This window comes from Oceanospirillum beijerinckii DSM 7166 (assembly GCF_000422425.1).
GTDB classification, from domain to species: Bacteria; Pseudomonadota; Gammaproteobacteria; order Pseudomonadales; family Halomonadaceae; genus Oceanospirillum; species Oceanospirillum beijerinckii.
The window spans coordinates 1-22,217 of the sequence record NZ_AULT01000034.1 but is presented as its reverse complement, the minus strand read 5'-3'; the positions used below and the strand labels follow the sequence as shown (position 1 = coordinate 22,217).

19 protein-coding genes are annotated in these 22,217 nt (G+C 48.8%); 8 read left to right on the top strand and 11 right to left on the bottom strand.

Annotation, left to right across the window (positions count from 1 at the left end):
- Nucleotides 1-50 precede the first annotated feature (50 nt).
- Nucleotides 51-584, bottom strand: coding sequence for a regulatory protein RecX (locus tag H579_RS0111220; protein WP_028300762.1), 534 nt, complete (start codon nt 582-584; stop codon nt 51-53).
- Between the two features lie 196 nt (nt 585-780).
- Nucleotides 781-1,869: a recombinase RecA gene (recA, locus tag H579_RS0111215; protein ID WP_028300761.1), complete on the bottom strand. Its 1,089-nt coding sequence runs from the start codon at nt 1,867-1,869 to the stop codon at nt 781-783.
- Between the two features lie 365 nt (nt 1,870-2,234).
- Between recA and H579_RS25330 the strand changes: the two genes are divergently transcribed.
- Nucleotides 2,235-4,193, top strand: coding sequence for a DNA topoisomerase III (locus H579_RS25330; protein WP_036566114.1), 1,959 nt, complete (start codon nt 2,235-2,237; stop codon nt 4,191-4,193).
- Nucleotides 4,194-4,398: 205 nt separating this feature from the next.
- Here H579_RS25330 and H579_RS0111205 read toward each other — a convergent pair whose 3' ends face one another.
- From H579_RS0111205 to H579_RS0111190, 4 genes are all read right to left on the bottom strand, one after another.
- Nucleotides 4,399-4,776: a RidA family protein gene (locus H579_RS0111205; protein WP_028300760.1), complete on the bottom strand. Its 378-nt coding sequence runs from the start codon at nt 4,774-4,776 to the stop codon at nt 4,399-4,401.
- A gap of 97 nt (nt 4,777-4,873) precedes the next feature.
- Complete coding sequence (locus H579_RS0111200; protein WP_028300759.1) at nt 4,874-6,448, bottom strand: BCCT family transporter; 1,575 nt, start codon at nt 6,446-6,448, stop codon at nt 4,874-4,876.
- A 220-nt stretch (nt 6,449-6,668) separates the two neighbouring features.
- Complete coding sequence (locus H579_RS0111195; RefSeq protein WP_425411344.1) at nt 6,669-7,688, bottom strand: dipeptidase; 1,020 nt, start codon at nt 7,686-7,688, stop codon at nt 6,669-6,671.
- A 15-nt stretch (nt 7,689-7,703) separates the two neighbouring features.
- Nucleotides 7,704-9,170 carry an aldehyde dehydrogenase family protein gene (locus H579_RS0111190; protein WP_036566112.1) on the bottom strand — a complete coding sequence of 489 codons (1,467 nt, stop codon included), beginning with the start codon at nt 9,168-9,170 and terminating at the stop codon, nt 7,704-7,706.
- 329 nt (nt 9,171-9,499) lie between these two features.
- On the opposite strand from H579_RS0111190, the gene H579_RS0111185 reads away from it, so the two are divergent.
- The 4 genes from H579_RS0111185 (at nt 9,500) to H579_RS0111170 (ending at nt 14,468) form a co-directional block, all read left to right on the top strand.
- Nucleotides 9,500-10,402, top strand: coding sequence for a LysR family transcriptional regulator (locus H579_RS0111185; protein WP_028300756.1), 903 nt, complete (start codon nt 9,500-9,502; stop codon nt 10,400-10,402).
- Between the two features lie 347 nt (nt 10,403-10,749).
- Complete coding sequence (locus H579_RS0111180; RefSeq protein ID WP_028300755.1) at nt 10,750-12,471, top strand: hypothetical protein; 1,722 nt, start codon at nt 10,750-10,752, stop codon at nt 12,469-12,471.
- A gap of 26 nt (nt 12,472-12,497) precedes the next feature.
- The gene (locus tag H579_RS0111175) at nt 12,498-13,241 is read left to right on the top strand and encodes a DUF3726 domain-containing protein (protein ID WP_028300754.1); all 744 of its coding nucleotides are present in this window, start codon (nt 12,498-12,500) and stop codon (nt 13,239-13,241) included.
- Between the two features lie 498 nt (nt 13,242-13,739).
- Nucleotides 13,740-14,468, top strand: coding sequence for a sulfite exporter TauE/SafE family protein (locus H579_RS0111170; protein WP_028300753.1), 729 nt, complete (start codon nt 13,740-13,742; stop codon nt 14,466-14,468).
- An 83-nt stretch (nt 14,469-14,551) separates the two neighbouring features.
- Here H579_RS0111170 and H579_RS0111165 read toward each other — a convergent pair whose 3' ends face one another.
- Both H579_RS0111165 and H579_RS29310 read right to left on the bottom strand, forming a co-directional pair.
- Entirely contained in the window at nt 14,552-15,253 is a 702-nt protein-coding gene (locus H579_RS0111165) for an FCD domain-containing protein (RefSeq protein ID WP_028300752.1), read from the bottom strand.
- An 88-nt stretch (nt 15,254-15,341) separates the two neighbouring features.
- Nucleotides 15,342-15,518 (bottom strand): hypothetical protein, encoded by a 177-nt coding sequence (locus H579_RS29310; RefSeq protein ID WP_169449707.1) that lies wholly within the window; start codon nt 15,516-15,518, stop codon nt 15,342-15,344.
- Between the two features lie 114 nt (nt 15,519-15,632).
- On the opposite strand from H579_RS29310, the gene H579_RS0111150 reads away from it, so the two are divergent.
- Nucleotides 15,633-16,352 carry a haloacid dehalogenase type II gene (locus H579_RS0111150; protein ID WP_036566110.1) on the top strand — a complete coding sequence of 240 codons (720 nt, stop codon included), beginning with the start codon at nt 15,633-15,635 and terminating at the stop codon, nt 16,350-16,352.
- Between the two features lie 99 nt (nt 16,353-16,451).
- Here the strand turns inward: H579_RS0111150 and H579_RS0111145 are convergent, their stop codons facing one another.
- The 3 genes from H579_RS0111145 to H579_RS0111135 are packed head-to-tail and all read right to left on the bottom strand — an operon-like array spanning nt 16,452 to nt 18,456.
- Complete coding sequence (locus H579_RS0111145) at nt 16,452-16,757, bottom strand: helix-turn-helix domain-containing protein (protein WP_028300750.1); 306 nt, start codon at nt 16,755-16,757, stop codon at nt 16,452-16,454.
- The gene (locus tag H579_RS0111140) at nt 16,750-17,124 is read right to left on the bottom strand and encodes a type II toxin-antitoxin system RelE/ParE family toxin (protein ID WP_028300749.1); all 375 of its coding nucleotides are present in this window, start codon (nt 17,122-17,124) and stop codon (nt 16,750-16,752) included. The genes H579_RS0111145 and H579_RS0111140 overlap by 8 nt, the downstream gene beginning before the upstream one ends.
- 48 nt (nt 17,125-17,172) lie before the next feature.
- Nucleotides 17,173-18,456, bottom strand: a complete 1,284-nt coding sequence (locus tag H579_RS0111135; RefSeq protein WP_028300748.1) for a tyrosine-type recombinase/integrase — start codon at nt 18,454-18,456, stop codon at nt 17,173-17,175.
- 263 nt (nt 18,457-18,719) lie between these two features.
- Here H579_RS0111135 and mutS point away from each other — a divergent pair, with 263 nt between their 5' ends.
- Both mutS and fdxA read left to right on the top strand, forming a co-directional pair.
- Nucleotides 18,720-21,260 carry a DNA mismatch repair protein MutS gene (gene mutS / locus H579_RS0111130; protein WP_028300747.1) on the top strand — a complete coding sequence of 847 codons (2,541 nt, stop codon included), beginning with the start codon at nt 18,720-18,722 and terminating at the stop codon, nt 21,258-21,260.
- A 101-nt stretch (nt 21,261-21,361) separates the two neighbouring features.
- Nucleotides 21,362-21,688: a ferredoxin FdxA gene (fdxA, locus tag H579_RS0111125; RefSeq protein WP_028300746.1), complete on the top strand. Its 327-nt coding sequence runs from the start codon at nt 21,362-21,364 to the stop codon at nt 21,686-21,688.
- Nucleotides 21,689-22,217: the final 529 nt, after the last annotated feature.

Genomic DNA, 22,217 nt, shown 5'->3' with positions numbered 1-22,217 from the left:
GAAACGTTCTCGATAGATAAAAAAGAGAGGGTTAAAAGAGAACCATCTATTCAAACAGTATCTTCATCAAAACGACTCATCGCCCACCGGATCTGATCGCTGTTAAAACCCCGTTGATACAGATGACGTTGCTGCTTCTGCCGCTCCTTAAAATCATCACTGGGCTGGCGGTATTTTTTCTCCAGCTGTCTGAGAGCGTATTCTTTCCACTCGGGATCACGGCTGTCGATATACTCCTCAACCAGCAGACTATCCAGTTTGTACTGCTGCAGATACTGGGCGATAAACTGCGGGCCATAACCCCGTTCTTTACGGGCACGCACCAGCATTTCGATATAACGCTCATCGCTTTGATAGCCTGCTTCCTGCACACGGATAATCACCCGCTCTACTAATTCTCGCGGTGAAACTTGAGGCTCAACCGGCTCGTCAAACCCATCACCTTCCGAGGATTCCGCCTCAGCAGGACCGGTTTTAACCAACAGCTTTTGCTTAAGCTCACCAGCCGCATAGTCCCGGCGGGATAACAGATCAATTGCCGCCTGGAAAATTTCAGATTCTGTGGTGAGTTTTTTTGCCGCCATCTTTGTTTTCCACCCCGTTTCACCCTTGCGCTATTACCAATATCCGATCCGGGCTTGAATCAGACAGACTTTATTATTCGCTCTGACTATCTCAACCGTTACCCCTTACCCCAAACGGCAAAAAACCAGTCAAATCGCTTTGACTGGTTTTAAGGCTGAGTAGAGCGGGTAACGCACAAAGTGCTATTTCATAAGCCTATAGCAGCTTGTCTTCTTTAGGTTCTTTGGATTCTTTAGCCGCTTTTTTATCTTCTTCTGTCGCTTTTGCACCGGACTCTGCCTTAGCAGGAATAGGGGTCAGCAGCATTTCACGTAACTTACCATCAATCTCACTTAATATTTCCGGGTTATCCATCAGGTATTGAGCGGCGTTGGCTTTACCCTGACCGATCTTATTGCCGTTATAACTGTACCAGGCACCGGCTTTATCAACCAGCTTATGCTGTACACCCAGATCGATCACTTCACCGGCATGATAGATACCCTTACCGTACATAATCTGGAATTCGGCTTGTTTGAACGGAGGCGATACCTTGTTCTTCACCACCTTAACGCGGGTCTCGTTACCCACAACCTCGTCACCCTGCTTCACGGAACCGGTACGACGGATATCCAGACGTACAGAAGCGTAGAACTTCAACGCGTTACCACCCGTTGTAGTTTCAGGGTTACCGAACATCACGCCGATCTTCATACGAATCTGGTTAATAAAGATCACCAGACAGTTGGCGTTTTTGATGTTACCGGTGATTTTACGCAGCGCCTGAGACATCAGACGTGCCTGCAGACCCATATGGGAATCCCCCATCTCACCTTCGATCTCAGCACGCGGTGTCAGAGCCGCCACGGAGTCAACAATCACGACGTCAACCGCATTGGAACGCACCAGCATATCGGTGATTTCCAGCGCCTGCTCACCGGTGTCAGGCTGAGATACCAGCATCTCGTCCAGATTTACACCCAGCTTCTCGGCATAAATCGGATCAAGCGCGTGCTCCGCATCAACGAAAGCACAGGTTTTGCCCTGCCTCTGAGCTTCAGCAATCACTTGCAGCGTCAGCGTGGTTTTACCGGAAGATTCAGGACCAAAGATTTCAACAATACGGCCATATGGCAGACCGCCAATGCCCAGTGCAACGTCCAGACCCAGAGAACCGGTGGATACCGCAGGAATAGCTTCACGAGGCTGCTCGCCCATGCGCATAACCGCACCCTTACCAAACTGGCGCTCAATCTGAGACAGGGCCGCGCCTAACGCTTTCTGACGATTTTCTTGATCTGACATGACACACCTTTAATTTGAAATCCTAAACTACAGAACACTGTATATGAAAACAGTAGTCGTGTACAGTAGTGACATTAAGAAGATTGTAACGGGCTGAATCCTGTGTTTTGAAATATGCCGATTTAGGTTGAAAGCAGGGTTGAAAATAAGCTTAAAATGCCCGCAAACACCCTGGCCATCACCTAAACACACTGGTCGCACCGGTATAGATGGCGCGCATTATACATGGCTAAGGGGAAATTTTTCGCTATTTCCTGCCTGCTTTTTTACAACAAAAAGTACTGTATAAACGCTGTCGTCATACAGTGTGCGGGATAAGCCACTGTATATTGAAAATATCAGCTGTATATGGACCACAAGATCGTATGAAACTCTATATTGCAGAAAAACCCAGTCTGGGCCGCGCTATCGCAGCGGTATTGCCCAAACCTCATAAAAAGCATGAGGGTTATATCGAAACCGGACAGGGTGATTGTGTTAGTTGGTGTATTGGCCACCTGTTAGAGCAAGCCGATCCTGAAGTCTATGATCCAGCCCTGAAAAAGTGGCAGCTGGATAAACTGCCCATTATTCCCGACCAGTGGCAGTTAGAGCCCAAAAGCCAAACCCGCAAACAGCTGACGGTACTGCGCAAGCTGGTAAAACAAGCCAGTATTCTGGTTAATGCCGGTGACCCGGACCGTGAAGGACAACTACTGGTCGATGAGGTGATCAGCTACCTTAAAACATCTGCCACTAAACGCAACAATACCCGTCGGGTACTGATCAGTGACTTAAACCCAGGCGCGGTCAAAAAAGCCCTCAATAACGAGCGTAGCAATCGGGATTTTATTCCACTGGCTACTTCGGCACTGGCCCGCAGTCGTGCGGACTGGCTCTATGGGATTAACCTCACCCGTGCTTATACCCTTAAAGGACAGCAAGCGGGTTATAAAGGCGTGCTCTCGGTAGGCCGGGTACAGACCCCAGTCTTGGGCCTGGTGGTGCGCCGCGACGAAGAGATCAAAAACTTCCAGCCGAAAAACTTCTACGAAGTACTCGCCCACCTGCACACCGATGCATCCGGGAAAAATAACCATAGCTTTACTGCAGAATGGCAACCCAGTGATGCCTGCGCACCTCATATGGATGAAGAAAGCCGGGTACTGAATAAAAAGCTGGCCGAACATGTGGTACAGCGTATTTTTGAACAAGCGGCCACCGTGGTCGACGTTGAGCAGCAAAGCAAAAGAGAGTCACCACCGCTGCCCTTTAACCTGTCACAACTGCAGATCGCCGCGAACAAGCGTTTCGGTTTCTCGGCACAACAGGTACTGGATCTGTGTCAGGCGCTGTATGAAAGACACAACCTGATCACCTACCCCAGATCCGACAGTCGTCATCTGCCTAAAGATCAGCTGAAAGATGCCCCTGCGGTGATCAGTGCCATCCAAAACACGGCGGATAATTTGCGCCAGGGTGCAACAGAAGCGGATCAGAAACTGGTCAGCAAGGCCTGGAATGACAGCAAAGTGGATGCACACCACGCTATTATCCCGACAACCAAAAGCATGGATAGTGGCCGCTTAGCCAATGACGAACGAAAACTCTACGAACTGATCGCCCGCCAGTATCTGGCACAGTTTTATCCCGCATATCGTTATAACACTCAACAGATCAGCTTTGATATTGCCGGCGGTTTGTTTATCGCCAAAGCTCGGCAGAATATCGATCTGGGTTGGAAAAAACCGTTTGAGCAGGAACCGGATGAACAACATCTACCGGCTCTAAAAAAAGGCGATGTGTTGCACTGTAGTCACGGCGAACTGCTGGAGAAACAAACCCAGCCACCCAAGCACTTTACCGATGCGACTTTACTGTCTGCCATGACAGGCATCGCCCGCTATGTAAAAGATAAAAGCATTAAGAAGATTCTGAAAGACACCGATGGCCTGGGCACAGAAGCCACCCGTGCGGGCATTATCGAGCTGCTATTTAAACGTGGCTTTTTACAGCGTCAGAACAAGCTGATTCTCTCTACCCCAACCGGTCAGGCCCTGATCAATAACCTGCCCGAGTCCGCCACTCTGCCGGATATGACCGCCCACTGGGAATCCATGCTGGAGAATATCAGCCAGAAGGCGCTGAAATACGATGACTTTATGCTGCCCATGCAACAGCAACTCAACAGCATGATAGAGCAAGCAAAAACGGCTCAGATGTCTGGTTTAGCCGGGCTGGAAAATAAAGATGCGTTTAAGAAGAAAAGGCGCAGTTCAGGCAAACGTGGCAGTTATTCCTCAGCAAGTAGAAATCGCGGTACTTCAAATAGCAGAAAAAACTAAAGCTAATAAAGCAACAACAGATATCAATGATCAATAGTTACACTGACAAAAAAGCGAGCCGACACGCGGGCTCGCTTACCCTGTTTGTAAGATCTGTGGTGGAGTGCTCCAGCAACAGATTTCAAACCAAATTCACTTCAAATGGCGAAGTTTGAACTTTGCGTAACCCATAAACCGATGAGGGACGGTTTATTCGAATACAGGGTTACTGTGGCACAGTGGCATAGGCAACCACTTCACACAGCATCTCTTCACGGGCCAAACCGGCTACTATCATCGCGGCACGGTTTGGGTAAGGCGCTTGGAAATACTCAGCATAGACCTTATTAAACACAGGCATTTGATCACGATCCGTGACATAGATCAGCACCTGAGTGACGTGATCCATCGTCAGGTCTGCAGCCTCAATGGTATGTTTCAGGTTATCCATGGTTTGACGCGCCTGAGCTTCAATGCCGCCGTCAACCACCTGCCCATTCTGATCAATGGGAATCTGCGCCGTCGACAACTGGCCATTAGCAATTACAGCCCACTCCAGCGGTGCTTTAGAGGCAAAAAGTTCAGTTTTAACTGCTTGTTTCATAGTTATCACTTTTTAAAATCATCGGAGGGATAACAGGCTGCCCTTGCAGCCTGTCAAAGATAAAGAGATCAATGTGTGAGGCAGAATAACCTAAACACTACAGACCTTGTTCATCCGCCATTTTCCTAGCGATCTGAGGGGCATTCCACAGTGATGGCAGCAGTACCAGAGATACGGGTACAGCGGTAATCACAATAAAGGACTGCAGGGCAGAGATACCACCGGAGCCGATAGAGATCAGCAGCGCCGCAACCAGCCCCATCATCACACCCCAGAACACACGGATACCTGCTTGAGGACTGTCTGTGCCTGTCATTACCATAGAAACCGCGTAGGTCATGGAGTCACCCGTCGTCGCTACGAAAATTGTAGTCAGTACCAGGAACAGTACAGAGATCAAAAAGCCCATTGGCAGCTGTTCGGTAATCGCCAGCAGTGCCGCAGGCAGATTAAAACCTGTGAAAGGTTCTGAAATCACGCCAGGATTCGCCAGTTCAAACGCCAGACCACTTCCACCGACAATGGTGAACCAGAAACAAGTGATTACAGGTGCTACTACAGAGATCAGCAGGATCATTTCACGGATGGTACGGCCACGGGAGATACGTGCCACAAACATCGCCATCAGCGGGCCATAACCCAGGAACCAGCCCCAGAAGAATACGGTCCACCAGTCCAACCAACCGGGGTTAGCACGGAAGGTTGCCATAGGGATAAACTGATCCAGGTAGATACCAAACGAATGCAGGTAGCTATCAAAGATAAATGCCGTTGGGCCAAACAGCAGGATAAAAGCCATCAGTGCCACAGCCAGAATTACGTTAGCACTACTCAGTAATTGAATACCTTTTGTCACACCGCTCACTGCAGACAGGGTATAGATGGCAATCAGGCCCACCAAGATGGTCACCTGAGTGGCATATACATCAGGAATACCAAACAGTTTTTCCAGTCCGAAGCTCACCTGCAGCCCCAGGAAACCGATAGGACCCACCGTACCTGCCACTACTGCCAGTACACAGGAGGCATCAACGATGGCACCCAGAGGGCCTTTCATTACCTTATCGCCGAACACTGGGTATAGCAATGTTCGAGGTTTCAGTGGCAGACCTTTTTCATAGTGCAGGTACATAAAGACTACACCGGTCAGGCTGCCCAGAATCGCCCACGCCAGGAAACCCCAGTGCATAAAGCTCTGTGCCAGTGCGTTATAAGCCGCTTGTACCGTACCAGTTTCGCCGCCCCCAAGACCTACAAACAGAGGCGGAGGAGAAGTGAAGTGCGCCATAGGCTCAGCTGCAGCCCAGAACACACCACCACCGGCCAGCAGAGTACACATGATCACAGAGATCCATTTAAAAGTACTCATCTCAGGGGCTTTCAGGCCACCCAGTACCACAGAACCGGTACGACCAATCGCCAGGAACAGGCCGATAATAAAGGTCAGCAGCAACAGCACCTGCCAATAGGCACCGAAGAATTTGGTGGAGGTGGCAAAGCCGGTATTCACCCAGCCGGATACCATCTTGATGTCGTAAAGCGCAAACGCAGCAAACAGTACCAGCACGCCACCGCTGATCAGAAAGACGGGGATATCAACGCCGTCAAAGAATTTGCCTTTATTCATAACCGCCTCGTCTGCTTGTGCAGAGGCCAGGGTTGTATCATTCATTATAAGTCTCCTGATGTCTTTTATTTTTGTACGCTATCAGGGCTCTTAAGCCAGATTTTCATAGACTGAAAAACAAAGATTTCAGGGTAAAAACCTCTGTTTTTCGGCCTGTTTTCCGGTTTACGGGCACAACTTACCCGTAAACCGGACACAGCGGGTCTCAAATCACGGCCTGATCAAATGGAATTTGAAGCAGTGTGATCAGAAAATAACTGTGGGTTTATTCTGGTTTCAGAGCATCATCAAGGAAGTTCAGCCAGTTCAGGCCCATCACTTTGGCCACTTCTTCAGGACTGAAGCCCCGCGCCAGCAGGCCATTAGTGATATTCGGGAAATCACGGCTGTCCCGGAACCAGGACAATGGACGTGGCCAGTCCGCATTGGACTTAGAACCTTCACCATAATCCATCTCTTTTGACCAGCGACCGTTACGCATCCACTCCAATACAGACAGTGGTTGATCCTGGCATAGATCGGTACCAATACCGATACGATCAATCCCCATCAGATCAGCGGTGCTGGCCACCATGTCGCAAAACTCATCCAGTGTGCAATCCGGGCCATTTTTCAGGTGGAACGGATACAGGCTGAAGCCCAGTAAGCCACCGGACTCGCCCAGCGCCTTCAGTACCGTATCGGACTTATTGCGCTTGGCGGCGTGGAAACTGGTCGGGTTGGCATGAGAGATCACAATAGGACGCTCAGAAATCTCAATGGCATCCAGTGTACTGCGCTCACCGCTGTGGCTCATATCCACCACCATACCGACCCGGTTCATCTCTTTGATCGCCTGGCGACCAAAGCGAGTAACACCACTGTCCTCAGCTTCGTAACAACCGCATGCCAGCAGGCTCTGGTTGTTATAAGTCAGCTGCATAATCATCAGGTTCAGCTCGCGCATCACCTCGATCATGCCGATATCATCTTCAATCGGCGAACAGTTCTGGGCACCAAACATGATACCCACCTTGCCCAGTTCTTTAGCGCGACGGATATCCGCCGCACTTCTGACCGGCATAATCAGATCACTGTGTTGCTCAAAGTGGCGGTTCCACTCCGAGATACGCAGCAGGGTTTCACGAATCTGTTCGTGGTAGACGATGGTGACATGCACCATGGTCACACCACCCTCGCGCAGTTGTTCAAAGATCGTGCGATTCCAGTTGGAATACTGCAGACCATCAATCACTATCAGATCGTTATGCAGCGCATTATTGTTTGAATTCTGCTGTGTAGTCATAAGACCTGCTCCCGGTTATGGGCGGATGTAAGTCGTTTTTACAACGGTGTAGAATTCCTTGGCGTAGGTGCCTTGTTCACGTGGACCGAAGCTGGAATCTTTACGGCCACCGAATGGCACGTGGTAGTCAGTACCCGCCGTTGGCAGGTTCACCATGACACAACCGGTCTTCGCATTACGCTTAAAGTCAGAGGCGTACTTCAGAGATTCCGTACAGATACCACCGGTCAGACCGAAGTTAGTGTCATTCAGAGTCGCCAGTGCTTCGTCGTAATCTTTCACCTTGATCACACAGGCGATCGGAGCAAAAGCTTCTTCACGGTTGATAGTCATCTGATTCGTGGTTTCGGTGAACAGTGCAGGCTGCATGTAGTAGCCTTCGGTATCTTCGTTCAGTACTTCACCGCCATATACCAGCTTGCCGCCTTCTTTCTTAGCCAGCTCCAGGTAGGCCAGGTTCTGTTCCATCTGACGGGCGTCAGCCACAGCACCAATATGAACACCTTCTTTCAGCGGGTGACCAACCACCAGCTTCTTCATGCGCTCAACAACCGCTTCAACAAAACGATCGTGAATACCTTCGGTCACAATCAGACGGGAAGATGCCGTACATTTCTGACCAGTACCACCAAAGGCACCATTAACCGCACACTCAACGGCGTTATCCAGATCCGCATCGTCCAGTACCACCAGAGCGTTCTTAGAACCCATCTCCAGCTGGCATTTCACCAGATTTACCGCAGTAGCAGCGGCTACTTTACGGCCGGTTTCCAGAGAGCCGGTGAAGGTCAGTGCATTGATGCCGCGGGAGTTGATCATCACATCACCCACTTCAGCACCCGGACCCATCACCAGGTTCAGCGTGCCTGCTGGCAGGTTTTGACGCGAGATAATTTCAGTCAGCGCCCATGCAGAAGCCGGTACCTGATTCGCAGGTTTCCAAACCACAGCATTACCAAACGCCAGTGCCGGAGCAATTTTCCAGGCACCTGTGGCTGTCGGGAAGTTCCAGGGGGTGATGATACCTACAACACCGACTGGCTCACGGCGGGTTTCAATTTCGATACCAGGACGTACTGATTCAGCGGTTTCACCCATCTGACGCAGTACTTCTGCCGCGTAGTAGTGGAAGAACTGACCGGAGCGATACGTTTCACCGATACCTTCCGCCAGGGTTTTACCTTCTTCACGGGCCAGAATCTCACCCAGCTCATCTTTACGGGCGATCAGTTCATCACCGATGGCCATCAGAACAGAGTAACGCTGTTCCAGACCACTTTTGGCCCATTCAATCTGACCTTGTTCAGCAGCGACGATAGCGGCTTCAGTTTGCGCTTTATCTGCCTGAGCGTAATGACCAATCACATCGCTGGTATCTGCAGGGCTGATGTTGGCAACACTACCTTTATTGCCTTCTACCCACTCACCACCAATATAGTTACGGAAAACCTGATCAGACCCAGTGTTTGTATTTGTTGTCATAACGCTACCTCTCTTAAATCGTTGTTTGCATCTTAGGCCCAGGCATCTAATAATAAAAATTAATAAATAATATTCGTTGATAAGTTTTCCTTACCAAAGAAAATCGCTTTAAAAGCAAACCATAAAAAAGGTGAGGATAATCAAGCATCAAGCGCTGCGAAGGCCTTTATTTATCGGGCCTTGAGATGCATCGACAGAGTGTTGAAAGAACAAAAATAGAGCTTTGACCGGGCTTAAATAGCACTTGAATAGGGTTTTACCGCGCTTTTGACGATGCATTGATAGGACTTTAACGGGCTTGTGATCAGAGAGAACCGAGGAAAAAAGCGATGTTGCCAGAACTGAAAATCACCCAACTCCGTCATTTTGTCTGGGTAGCAGAGCTGAAAGGTTTCCATGCTGCCGCAGAAAAGGCCCACCGCACGCAACCGGCGATCTCACTATCGATTCGGGATCTGGAAAACAAACTGGGTGAAGGCCTGTTTGAAAAGCGCAATGCCAAAACAGCAAAAACAGAGCTGACCCCTTTTGGTCGCTACTTTTTACCTAAGGCCAAAGAGCTGATCGCCCATCATGATCGTGTCGCCGAAGATATGACCCTGCTGGCCGAACATAAAACCGGTCATCTGCGTATCGCCTCTGTGCCTTCTATTGCCACCCGTATTCTGCCAGAGCTGTTGCTGCAGTTTGTTGCTGACTCACCCGATCTACATATCAGCTTTTTTGATGGCAACTCGGATGCGGTAATAAAGATGGTCGAAAGCCAGGAAGTGGATTTTGGTATCGCCAGCCTGTTCCATGAAGAGGAACACAGTGATAAAAGCTTTACTCCGATCTGGGATGATCAGATTGGTGTGGTGTGCCCCATCAATCACCCTATTGCAGAGTTCGATGAGATCCATTGGGAAGAGCTAACGCAATATCGTTTAATCGGTAATGGTACGTCGCGTATTTTGGAAGACACGGAAGCCAGCCCACTGTTAGGTCAGTCTCAGTTCTATATCTCGAATATGATTTCGCTGATTGCGATGTTGGAAGCAGGCTTTGGTATCACCACCCTGCCCTGGTATGCGGTACCAAAAGATAGCCAGAAGCTGACCTTTGTACCGTTAAGTAGTCCCAAGGTGATTCGCCATATCGGTATTGTGCAGATGAATAACAAATCTCTATCACCACCGGCCGAGGCTTTGGTGGAGTTTATTAAGCAGCAGAGCCAAGACCATCAAGACTAATCACACAGGCAGAGGAGAGCATTTATTGCTCTCTATCAATATATTGTCGCTCTTTTCCAGCGCTTTGTTTTCAGCCCTCCCTCATCTCTAAACCACTAAACTGAATAAAAGCCCCCATTTTTCAAGGGTTTTGCCCATCCTTACCTTAGTAAAAATAATTACAGACGAGGTTTTGATAAAGTTTACTTATCACCCGATATAACCTTCTGATTTGTCGGCGTAGGCAGATTTGACTCAAGATTGGCTCATCAACTGACGACGCTTTACAAGCTAACATTACTGATAAAAATCCTGTTGCGAATCCTGATTAAAACAATGCAGGCAGACATAAGAAGAGGACAATAATAATGACAACCCTAGCCGCCATTCATGCTTCTCTGAGAGGGGGCAACGCGCTGGCCTTACGACCAGCTGACCAGGTGATGAATCTGGAACGTTTAGGTGCGCTGCACCAGAGCCGTTTAAGCTTTATGCGCGCCCTGGTTCGTCGCATCATGCGCGAACGCTGGCAGATCGAAACCCGTCGCTTTGATCTGGATGAGCAAGGTTACGGCACCGTGATTTATCAGGTTCAAGCACCGCACGGCTTATTTAACTTTGTCATCTTCTCTGATTATCTGTCTGACGAAGAGCGTAACGACCGCGTTATCGCGACCAAATGGGACCTGACAATGGCCCTGGTTGACGGTGAAGTAGACGATATCTACCTGGAAAAGCTGCGTCAAAACGTACCTAAGCAGGAAGCCGGTCGAGTTGACGCCCGTGTCTTTGTCCTATCCCGCGCGAATCGTAGCGCCCGTAACTTTAACTATGTGGTGGATCAACTGGCCAACGGCGAGCAGCCGGATGTTAGCAAAATCGCTGAAGTCGGCTACCTGTACCGCACTACAGCGGTATACGGCAGCGGTAAGCTGGGTATGGCGGACTGGGAAAAAGTACAAACCCGCTATCCCGATTTTGCCCGCCCTTTTGCCGCTGAGATGTTTGTCTGTCTGATGCTGCGTAACTTCAGCCTGACTCAGGCTGAACATATTGCTAAACACAAGTCCCAGGATTCCTATCAGCCGATGCAGGACGAGATCAAACGCTACTTCGGTATCGGTAACTCTACCGGTCTGGGTATGGCGCCTTATCTGGTGAATCACCCACACCTGATCAATCAATGGGTTGAGATGCGTGAACTGGCACTGGCTCGTGTACGCACTCTGGGACAAATTGACCTGCGTATCCGAACTCGCTTCCAGGAACTGATTGAGCGTTGCAGCCTGCACACTGAGCAAACCGTCACCGAAGATGCGTGGCAGACTGACAATAATCAACTGGTACTGAACGACCTGAAAGCTTTACAGCAGCAGATCGAAGAAAACTTCAGTGACTGGAATGAGCTGATCCAGTGGAGCGAAAACAACAGCTCGGTACAGGGTCAGGAGATGCTGGTATCTATTATGTTGGAGCTGTATCCAGAGCTGGTCGAAGATCTGGATGATTACCAAGCCGCTGAAGAGTTTCTGGATCTGGACCCTCTGATGCCGGTTCAGGCGCTGAAATCCGTGATCGAAGATCGCTACCGCTGGGCGCTGGATATCGATTTTGGTGCCGAAGGCTCCCGTGAAATATTCTGGTACCGTTCAGAAGAGAAGATGGAACCGCGCCTGGGTCACTCTGCCTGTGACCAGGGTAAAGAGAAGCAGATGGCACTGGGTGTCGGTTATGCAGTACGCAAGTGTTACGACCAGTTGAGTGAATATGTCCAACTGCACCCGGAGCACACCACAGCGCGCTTTATGGTGGCACGCCCTAAACTGCGAGGCATTGTGCGTCGTATTCAGAGCATGAACCGCTGCATCTACGGTGATATTCAGGCCAACCTGCTTGATCGTGACATTCTGCCTATGCACCTGCTGCGCGCCAAACTGGCCTTCTTCGGCGTGAGCAAATTTGATCCAAAATCCAAACTGTGGGTGCGTAATACCATGTTCCAGGGTGCACCTCTGTTAGAAGATATCGGCAAACCATTCAATGATGACTGGTTTATGCCACTGGCACCGACTACTGAAAACAACCACTAATCAGGCAGCATAGAGGAGCGTTAACCATGAAAATTTCAATGAACGAACTAAAAGCTGCCCTGCGTCGCTGTTACGAAGCCAGCGGTTACTTTGTCGGCAACTATGAAGATGCCGCCAATATGATTCTGTGGCTGGAAAAACACGGTCTGGATGGCTTGGAAGAGCTGAAGCGTGCCCTACCTTATATCACAGCCGATCGCGATAAGCCGCTGAGCAAGGTTGTTTATGAAGACAGCACCTCAGCCATTATCGACAGTAATGGTCGCAGTGCTCTGAACTGTATCGCAGCGTCTGTGGATCTGGCACACGCGAAAGCGCTGGAAAGCGGTATCGCCACAGTCACAGTACATAACTGCCACAACCGTAAGTTTATCCTGAAAGCCCTGACCGACTGTGGTCGTCGCGGTATCAGTGTCGCCGCTTACTGGCGTAACGGCAGTCAGTCGGTGACTGAACATACCGCCGCGATTAAGGCCGGTGAGCGTTACCCAAGCTACGCAGAAGCGGCCACTAATCTGAAAGCCGGTGCTGATGACAAACAGGCACTAACCATTATCTGTAGCTCCCGCGTGGATCTGACCACCTCTTTGCAGCAATCTCCGGGCAACCACCACGTCAAGTATGTAAGTGCACAACAGGTTGAGCAGAACAAAGAGCACAGCATCGATTATGGCATCGAAATTGATGAAGATCTGTGGGCTGAGATCAATAGTATCGGTACCGGTGTGCTGGTAGAAAACAGCGAACAATCTCGCCAGGGTGCGGGTTAATCGCCACCACCTAAACGATTATTAGGCTGGAGAAAACCACTCCGGCCTGCAAGCACATTGGATGCACCCTGGGAGTGCATTGATAATACCAAACCAGATAAGTTGTTGTAGGTCGGAAAAGCCGCAAGGCGCCTTCCGACGATCATCAGATATTGTAGTCAATGTCGGATGACGCTTCGCTTATACAACCTGCGTTGATATCAAGAAACTTATCAGGAATGGTACAAGCACCAACCTGAATCAATAACGCCCATGTCGCTATCTTGACAAGCGCGGCTTGTTTCCAGACAGGAGTCTTAAGTAAAACAAGCCACCTCGATGTAAAGTGTAAAGTGAATCCCTTGCCCTCATCTGTTGTTACAGATTGAGGGCTTTTTTACTTGCCAATCCAGCTCCATAGGGCAAGAGCCATAAAACAGGCGCGATAAGGCCAAGCATCACAAAGCAAAATGAGCCAGAAGAACTCTCAGATATTTTAACAAGCGGAGCCTATATCCTATGGACCAGATTAATCTATTAGCCATTGCTGCCGTGACACTAGGCATCGGCGTACAAGCCTGGATGGGGCTGGGCTTTGGCCTGCTATCCGCGCCTTTGCTTTATCTGATCTCACCGGATTATGTGCCCGGTCCGATTCTTATGCTGGGCTTTATTTTGTCGGCCATGGTGATTGTTAAAAACCGCCAGCAGGTCAACTGGACCCGTACTCTACCAGCAACCCTGGCCCGTATTCCCGGAGCTTGGGTCGGAGCTATGTTGCTAACGGCCATGCCACAGCATCTTTTAAGTATCGTGCTGGGCAGCGCCTTACTGCTGGCAATCTGGATAAGCACCCGACATATCCAGCTGCAAACCACACCGCTATCGCTAACCACCGCCGGATTTTTCTCCGGTGTACTGGGCACCGCAACCTCAGTGGGTGGACCGCCCATGGCCCTGGTGTATCAACACAAAGATCGCATTACAACACGCAATGATCTGGCGCTGTTTTTTCTGCTCAGCACTCCAGTATCTATCATTATGCTGGCAGTAAACGGCTGGTTTACCCTGCAAACCGTCTACCTCACACTACCGTTAATACCCGGTGTGGCATTGGGGTATCTACTGGCGGAATTTTTGGCGGGACGCTTTCAGGAAGCAACGGTAAAAAAACTGATTATTACACTCAGTGTTCTGGCCGCCTGCAGTGTCTTGCTGGATGGATTAAAAGGGCTATTGGGAATCTGATAATGAAGCTTATGTTGAAAGAGCCCATATCGAGTTTTAACCGCAAGAACTTTAATGAGTGGGAACTTTAATTAATGAAGAGCTTACTGTGAAAGCTCTGCACGGATAATCACTTCTCCTTGCCGTTCAATCGCTTTTAAGCTGTCTCTGACATGACGCACATGGGCCATGGCTGCCTTCTGAGCCTTTTGCGGCTGACGTTTGATAATCGCCTGATAGATCTGGCGATGATGTTTATCCATCTGCTGCTTAAAGCTGTCTCGATGACTAAGATTAGTCACCGAAGCCGCCACCGAATACAGCACCAAGCCCTTCAGACTGCTTAGGGTGTGCATCAGAACACCATTATGTGAGGCTTCAACAATCGCCTTGTGAAAGGCATGATCCCGCTCGGCCATCTTGCTGGCATCCTCTTCCTCCACCATGGCGTTAAAAGCTTTAGTGATCCAATACAAATCCTGATCTGTACCTCTCTCAGCAGCTAAGCTAGCAGCCTGTCCTTCCAAGGTTTCCCGCACCTCGTACAAGTCATACAGTGTACGGGTATGATCAAAAAACAGCTGCATTAGCGGACCATCATTTTCCGGTTCAGCCAGAGTATCGCGGACAAAAGAGCCCTGACCGTGGCGGGTTTCGATCAAGCCTCTCCCCTGCAGCGCTTTTAATGCCTCACGTACAATAGAGCGGGACACCTGCAAACGAGCCATCAACTGTCGCTCGGAAGGAATCTTATCTCCCGGTGCCAGCGCGCCATCCAAAATCATCTGCTCGACTTGATAAGCCACCGACTGTGCTGTGGATTGGCCGGAAATCGAGTCATTGGTTTTAGCTGATATTGATGATGCTTGTTTTGGTGGCACTTGTTTTGGTGATTCAGGCTTTGATACGGCTGATTTCGCTGACACAGATACGGTTCTCATATGAGCTGAGAGGATTTAAAATCGCCTGATAACTATCAGTTTTTTCACCCACAGAGTCCAGCTCCATAACACTAAAAGCGGGTCCGACCAGTAGAGCAAAGTCTGGACGTTGGCACGCTTCTCTCGACATGATGTATGTAGCAAAACAAAAAGGTCGGCGTATACAAACCTGTATCGATTATTTTATTGGCAGTGTTTTTTTTAAAACGCTGATAAACCAAGGCGACAAGGAGATATCCCTCTAATGAGCAAACCCATCCTGGCTTTTGATATCTATGGCACCCTGATCAATGTACACGGCGTAGTTGAACAGTTGCAGAATATGGTCGGTGATCAAGCTACTCTTTTCTCCCAAACCTGGCGTGATAAGCAGCTGGAGTATACCTTTCGCCGTGGACTGATGCAGAACTACGCCAACTTCGCCATTTGCACCCGTGATGCCCTGGAATATGCCTGCCAATTGTTAAAACAGGATCTTAGCACACAGCAGAAACAGCAACTGCTGGATACCTACCGCACACTACCGGCTTTTGATGATGTGGAGCCTACCCTGCAAGCCCTGAAAGATTCTGGTATAGCCATGTTTGGCTTCTCCAATGGCAGCGCCGATGCGGTAGAAACCCTGCTGCAACATGCAGGCATTCACGATTACTTCGATGGCATCGTCAGCGTCGACGATATGAAATCCTTTAAACCTAATCCCGGTGTCTATAGCCACTTTTTGCGCCAGGCCAAAGCTCAGCTTGAGAGCCAAGGTGATGGACAAGCAACACACGTCGGCGGACAAAATGCCTGGCTGATCTCCAGCAACTCTTTTGATGTGATTGGAGCGATTTCTGCCGGTATGCGTGCCGCTTGGGTAAAGCGATCACCGGATGCCGTATTTGATCCCTGGGGAATTGAGCCTACGGCTCAGATTCACAACCTTACAGAGTTAAAAAAGGCACTGGAGCAAACGTTATAACGCTCAAGTCCTGTCAGATAAAAGTAAGATTAAAGCAGGACAAAGTACAAGTCTTAGCGCATACAGTCTAAAAGACCTGATGCGCTACAGATCCAAGTATCACAACAGGATAGCCAGCCCTTTCTCAGAGACTAGGTTCAGCAGCTTCAGTGATGGACCGTTTGGCTTTTTATCACCCTGCTCCCACTTCTGCACGGTTGATTTACTGACATTTAAGTAGGCTGCAAACACTGCCTGACTCACTTTCGCCTTCTGCCTAATAAGCTGGATCTGTTCAGCCGTGTATTCTTGTACAGGCGGCAGGCACAGAGCATCAAACTCTTTCATGGTCGTGTCTGGCAGATGACCTGCTTCATGAAGGGCACTGGCTGTTTCATGCACCATATCCAGAATAGATTCACTCATTTTCAATCACCTCAAATAACACTCTTTTTGCAATTAGGTCATCAAGCGCCGGATCACCATAGCCCAATAACTGCTTTGCTAATAACTTCAGGGCTCTCAATTCACTCTTAGAGATATTGTCTTGCCTGTTCTTAGCAAACCCATATAGGAAAAAGACACTCTTCCCCGACTTGTAGGCCAATAGGGTACGATACCCAGAGCTTTTCCCCTGTCCTTGCACAGCGATACGCTTTTTGTACATACCTCCGCCAAGATCTGCATCAATCAGCCCGCTCTGAATTTCACTAATTGCGGAAATCAGCTGACTGTCTTGGATTTTCTCTTTATCCGCCCAGCGATTGAAAACGCTGTTTTTAAAGACTCTCATGGTACGGTTATCCTTACCAAAGTGTACCACTTAGTGATATAGATAGCTTTACTTAATCAGATCATCCATATAATCCGCCCATCTTTGCAACCACTCTCGGCATTCAGGCTCATACCTATGGAGATCATAGGTGCCTACAATACCTTTTTTTGCATGCCCTAAAATCGCTTCAGCCACTTCACTGGGACAACCAATTCTTGATAACCCTGTACGCACAGTTCTTCTCAAATCATGAGGCGTCCAATTAGGAATTTCCTCCAGCATTAGTCCTCTTTTACGCATAAGCCAACAGCGCATACTCAGGTACTTTTGGTCCAGAGCCTTCCCTGTTCTCTGAGATGGGAAAGGATAATCACCTGTACTCAGCTTCAATGTATTTAATAACTCTATGGCCTGCCTTGGGAGTTGAACATTTCGCTTAACTCCAGTCTTGGTTTCCTGTAAACGTAGAATGCCTTTTTCAAGATCAAAGTCGCTCCACGACGATGCACAGATTTCACCTGTACGGCAGCCCGTCCACAAAGTCATGCGATAAATGTCCTTATGGGTAGAACCAAATGCAGACCCTGGAAGCCAATGCAAAAAGGTCTGGAGTTCATTTTCTTCTAAATAAGTATCCCCTCTTTTCGAGGTCAGCCTGACCTTTAGGAATTTGAGGCTGCTCTTTGCTTGAAGAGCCGGGTTAACAAACCGTTCAGAGAAAATATGTTTGCTCATGGCAAACTCAAAAGCTGTTGATAACTCTCTTAGGGCATTTCCGGCTTGAACAGGTGCATCACGATCCAGAGCTATCTTTTGAATCATCTCAGTAATCTCACGGGCGGATACTTCAGTTGCTGGCTTATCCCCTAAGATCTTGACTGGATCACTGTATAGGGTACGCCTTACTTCATCTTGTCCTTTAGGTTTTCTGGCCCCAGGTGAGATTGAACCGTCCTCTAATCTCCTATCTTCTATGTACTGAGTCAGATAGAGATCAATCACATCCTTTACAGTAAATATCGTTTGCTCTGCCTGTTCTTTTGCCTGCTCTTCAAGCAAAGCCTCTTTTTCCAGCTTGGGACATTTACCTTCATCACGCATTTTTTTCAGCTCATGCAGTTCAGTGCGAGCCTGAGCTAACGTTGTATCAGGAAAAACCCCAATCTTTATTTGGGTCAGCTTTTTCGTCACCGGGCTTTTATAGCGATAGAAGAAGGTTTTTTTACCTGTCTTGCCACATGTCACCCTAAGCCCTCTGTTATCAGCAGTATCAGACAAATCTTTGTCTTCTGGCTTCATTGCCTTGATTGCTAAGGGAGTCAGAGGTTTGTTATCCTGCGCAGCGCTCATACTGGTGCCTCATTTGTTGTCAGTTTTATTAACTCAAAGCCTTCTTCTTAACGCCAACCAAGAAGTATAGGTTTTATCAATGCCAGTTTTCACAAACATCATAACCCATACTAAAACCTACACCAAAATATGGGATTTAGTGAAACTTAGTGGGACGTTATGACACCTTGATTGAGCGAAATTCAGAAAAAATGGTTTAAAAACAGCATATTAGACGGTAAAACCCAGTGAAAACAAAGGCAAAAACCGAACAACATACACCAATGATGCAACAGTACTTCAGCATTAAGAAAGATCATCCCAATGAACTTGTCTTTTATCGGATGGGGGACTTCTATGAGCTGTTTTTTGACGATGCTAAAAAAGCGGCTCAGCTGTTGGATATTACGCTGACCACCCGGGGTAAAACCGGGGGTAATCCGATTCCGATGGCGGGTATTCCTTTCCACTCTGCGGAAAACTATCTGGCTCGTCTGGTACGCGGTGGTCACTCTGTGGCGATCTGTGAACAGGTGGGTGATCCGGCCACCAGTAAGGGACCGGTTGAGCGTAAGGTGATGCGGGTTCTGACGCCAGGAACCGTAAGTGATGAGGCTTTGCTGGATGAGCGTCGGGATAACCTGCTGGCGGCGTTGACCGTTAAAGATGGTGTCTTTGGTCTGGCGGTATTGGATGTAACCAGTGGCCGCTTTACCGTGCAGGAAATCAATGAGCCAAGCGCTCTGCAAGCGGAACTGCAACGTCTTGATCCCGCGGAACTGCTGCTGGATGAAGGCGAGGAGTTTGAGCCAGCGATCCGGCAGCGTAAAGGCGTACGTTTACAGCCCCCTTGGCAATATGATCTGGATAGTGCCACCACCCAGCTGTGTCGTCAGTTTGAAACCCGTGATCTGGCGGGTTTTGGTTGCCAACATCTGGAAATTGCGATCAGTGCAGCGGGTTGTCTACTGGAATATGTGCGTGATACTCAGCGTACTGGTCTGCCTCATGTGCGTTCACTGCAAGCGGAATCCCGTGAAGAGTGTATTCAAATTGATGCCGCCAGCCGTCGTAATCTGGAGATCGATATCAACCTGTCTGGTGGTACGGAAAATACCCTGGCCGAGGTGATGGATAATACCGCCACCGCTATGGGTAGCCGTCAGCTACGTCGCTGGTTAAATCGCCCCATTCGTTGTCATGATCAACTACACCTGCGTCAGTCCTGTGTACAAGCGATTCAGGAGAGCTTCCAGTGGCAGTTTATCTATGATCATCTGAAAGCGATTGGTGATATCGAACGTATTCTGGCCCGTGTGGCACTGCGCAGTGCCCGCCCCCGTGATCTGGCCCGTCTACGCGATGCGCTGCATGAGATGCCTGCGCTGTCTGATCTGCTGCATAGTATTGATGAGCCTGCACTGGATCATCTGCGCAGCGCTATTGTGCCCTTCCCCCATGAATCCGATCTGCTGCAACGGGCGGTCATTGAAAATCCTCCGGTAGTGATTCGTGATGGAGGTGTGATTGCCGATGGCTACGATGCTGAACTGGATGAGCTGCGTCAGTTGAGTGAACATGCCGGTGATTACCTGATCCGTTTGGAAGAGCAGGAAAAAGCCCGTACTGGCTTATCTACTCTGAAAGTGGGTTATAACCGGGTACACGGTTATTACATCGAGATCAGTCGCGCTCAATCCGATCAGGCCCCAGCGGATTATATCCGTCGTCAAACCCTGAAAAATGCCGAGCGTTTTATCACCCCTGAGCTGAAAGAGTTTGAAGATAAGGTGTTGAGCAGTCGCTCCCGTGCTTTGGCCCGTGAAAAAGCCCTCTATGAAGCACTGATTGAGCAGCTGAATGAAAACCTATCTGCACTGCAAAACCTGGCGATCTGTCTGTCTGAGCTGGATGTGCTGAATAACTTTGCCGAACGTGCTGAAAGTCTGAACTTCTGCCGCCCAACCCTAAGCCGTGAAAACGGTGTGCATATTAATTCCGGTCGTCACCCGGTCGTAGAGCAGGTCAGTGATCAACCATTTGTACCTAACGATCTGGACTTTGATAACGACTCCCGTATGGCGATTATTACCGGTCCGAATATGGGCGGTAAATCGACCTATATGCGTCAGATCGCGCTGATTGTGCTGCTGGCCCATACTGGCAGTTATGTACCCGCTGCTGCTGCGACATTAGGGCCTATTGATCGTATCTTTACCCGTATCGGCTCATCGGATGATCTGGCCAGTGGTCGCTCCACCTTTATGGTGGAGATGACAGAAACCGCCAATATTCTGCACAATGCAACCCCTTGCTCATTGGTGTTGATGGATGAGATTGGTCGCGGAACCAGTACCTTTGATGGTCTGTCATTGGCCTGGGCCTGTGCAGCGCATCTGGCGCAACAGCTCAAAGCTTATACCCTGTTTGCAACCCACTATTTTGAACTGACCAGCCTGCCCGAGCAGATGGATGGCGTGATCAACCTGCACCTGAATGCTACCGAGCATAACGACAACATTATCTTTATGCATAAGGTTCAGGAAGGCCCCGCCAGCCAGAGTTATGGTCTGCAGGTGGCTAAGCTGGCAGGTATTCCACTCAATGTAGTGAATAACGCTAAAGAGAAACTGGTTTTACTGGAACAGCAGGAAAGCCAGCCTAATTTGAATGCGGCTCCTGTGGTTGCTCCTCTGCAAAACGATCTGTTTGCCGCCAAGCCTGATCCTGCAATCGAAAAGCTGGCCAGTATCAATCCTGATGATCTGACACCGCGCCAGGCACTGGATCTGATTTATCAGCTAAAACAGCTGTCTAAAGGCTAATCTCAAGATCTGATCTGGAATTAAGCTCAGGGCTAGTTCCAGACCGGAGGCAAAAATCAGGCCTAACCCTAAGCTAAAAACAGAGATCAGGAGAGCGCATTATGGCTTTTGTCGTGACCGATAACTGCATTCAGTGCAAATACACCGATTGTGTGGAAGTTTGCCCTGTAGATTGTTTCTACGAAGGCCCTAATTTCCTGGTGATCAACCCCGATGAATGTATTGATTGCGGTTTATGTGAGCCGGTATGCCCAGCAGAAGCGATTTTCTCGGAAGATGAACTGCCCAGTGAGATGGAACACTTTTTTGAGCTGAACGAAGAACTCTCTCAAAAATGGCCAAACATCAGTGAACGTATTGATCCTTTACCGGATGCTAAAGAGTGGGATGGTGTAGAGAATAAATTGCCGAATCTGGAAGGTCGCTAGAACGTTTATATACCAAGCTGATAATACGACACACTCTAACAAAAGATTAAAAAAACCTTTAATAGCAAATAGTTAAGACAATAAACGATACCATTCCCTATAAGTTTCTTGGTATTAGAGTAGTAGGTTAGATAAGCGAAGCTCCATCCGACACGAACTTCGATACCGGATAATTGTCGGAAGGCGCCTTGCAGCTTTTCCGACCTTGTATCTCTCCGGAAATCAGGGTTAGCTACCTTGATGACCTGTAGAGTCCGGTGATGTTGGTTCCGACCTTAGTGTTTGACGCTGTAATGTAGATAAACGCCCAGACTCTCATTGTTCTCATACATTGAATGGTATCCAAGCACCTGTTTTCAGTGATGCTGCATATACAAGGTAAATGAGAGATGCATTATATAGGTATTGATATTAGTAAAGCTAAACTTGACTGCTGCTGGCTGCGTGATGTCGACAAAAGCAAGTTTAAAACCAAAGTTTTCAAGAATGTATCGACAGATTACAAAGCTCTGATAGCTTGGTTAAAAGG

What these genes read in the sequence shown, in the direction of transcription:
- H579_RS0111220 (WP_028300762.1), bottom strand. Translation starts at nt 584, where the DNA reads ATGGCGGCAAAAAAACTCACCACAGAATCTGAAATTTTCCAGGCGGCA.
- recA (WP_028300761.1), bottom strand. Translation starts at nt 1,869, where the DNA reads ATGTCAGATCAAGAAAATCGTCAGAAAGCGTTAGGCGCGGCCCTGTCT.
- H579_RS25330 (WP_036566114.1), top strand. Translation starts at nt 2,235, where the DNA reads ATGAAACTCTATATTGCAGAAAAACCCAGTCTGGGCCGCGCTATCGCA.
- H579_RS0111205 (WP_028300760.1), bottom strand. Translation starts at nt 4,776, where the DNA reads ATGAAACAAGCAGTTAAAACTGAACTTTTTGCCTCTAAAGCACCGCTG.
- H579_RS0111200 (WP_028300759.1), bottom strand. Translation starts at nt 6,448, where the DNA reads ATGAATGATACAACCCTGGCCTCTGCACAAGCAGACGAGGCGGTTATG.
- H579_RS0111195 (WP_425411344.1), bottom strand. Translation starts at nt 7,688, where the DNA reads ATGACTACACAGCAGAATTCAAACAATAATGCGCTGCATAACGATCTG.
- H579_RS0111190 (WP_036566112.1), bottom strand. Translation starts at nt 9,170, where the DNA reads ATGACAACAAATACAAACACTGGGTCTGATCAGGTTTTCCGTAACTAT.
- H579_RS0111185 (WP_028300756.1), top strand. Translation starts at nt 9,500, where the DNA reads ATGTTGCCAGAACTGAAAATCACCCAACTCCGTCATTTTGTCTGGGTA.
- H579_RS0111180 (WP_028300755.1), top strand. Translation starts at nt 10,750, where the DNA reads ATGACAACCCTAGCCGCCATTCATGCTTCTCTGAGAGGGGGCAACGCG.
- H579_RS0111175 (WP_028300754.1), top strand. Translation starts at nt 12,498, where the DNA reads ATGAAAATTTCAATGAACGAACTAAAAGCTGCCCTGCGTCGCTGTTAC.
- H579_RS0111170 (WP_028300753.1), top strand. Translation starts at nt 13,740, where the DNA reads ATGGACCAGATTAATCTATTAGCCATTGCTGCCGTGACACTAGGCATC.
- H579_RS29310 (WP_169449707.1), bottom strand. Translation starts at nt 15,518, where the DNA reads ATGTCGAGAGAAGCGTGCCAACGTCCAGACTTTGCTCTACTGGTCGGA.
- H579_RS0111150 (WP_036566110.1), top strand. Translation starts at nt 15,633, where the DNA reads ATGAGCAAACCCATCCTGGCTTTTGATATCTATGGCACCCTGATCAAT.
- H579_RS0111145 (WP_028300750.1), bottom strand. Translation starts at nt 16,757, where the DNA reads ATGAGTGAATCTATTCTGGATATGGTGCATGAAACAGCCAGTGCCCTT.
- H579_RS0111140 (WP_028300749.1), bottom strand. Translation starts at nt 17,124, where the DNA reads ATGAGAGTCTTTAAAAACAGCGTTTTCAATCGCTGGGCGGATAAAGAG.
- H579_RS0111135 (WP_028300748.1), bottom strand. Translation starts at nt 18,456, where the DNA reads ATGAGCGCTGCGCAGGATAACAAACCTCTGACTCCCTTAGCAATCAAG.
- mutS (WP_028300747.1), top strand. Translation starts at nt 18,720, where the DNA reads ATGATGCAACAGTACTTCAGCATTAAGAAAGATCATCCCAATGAACTT.
- fdxA (WP_028300746.1), top strand. Translation starts at nt 21,362, where the DNA reads ATGGCTTTTGTCGTGACCGATAACTGCATTCAGTGCAAATACACCGAT.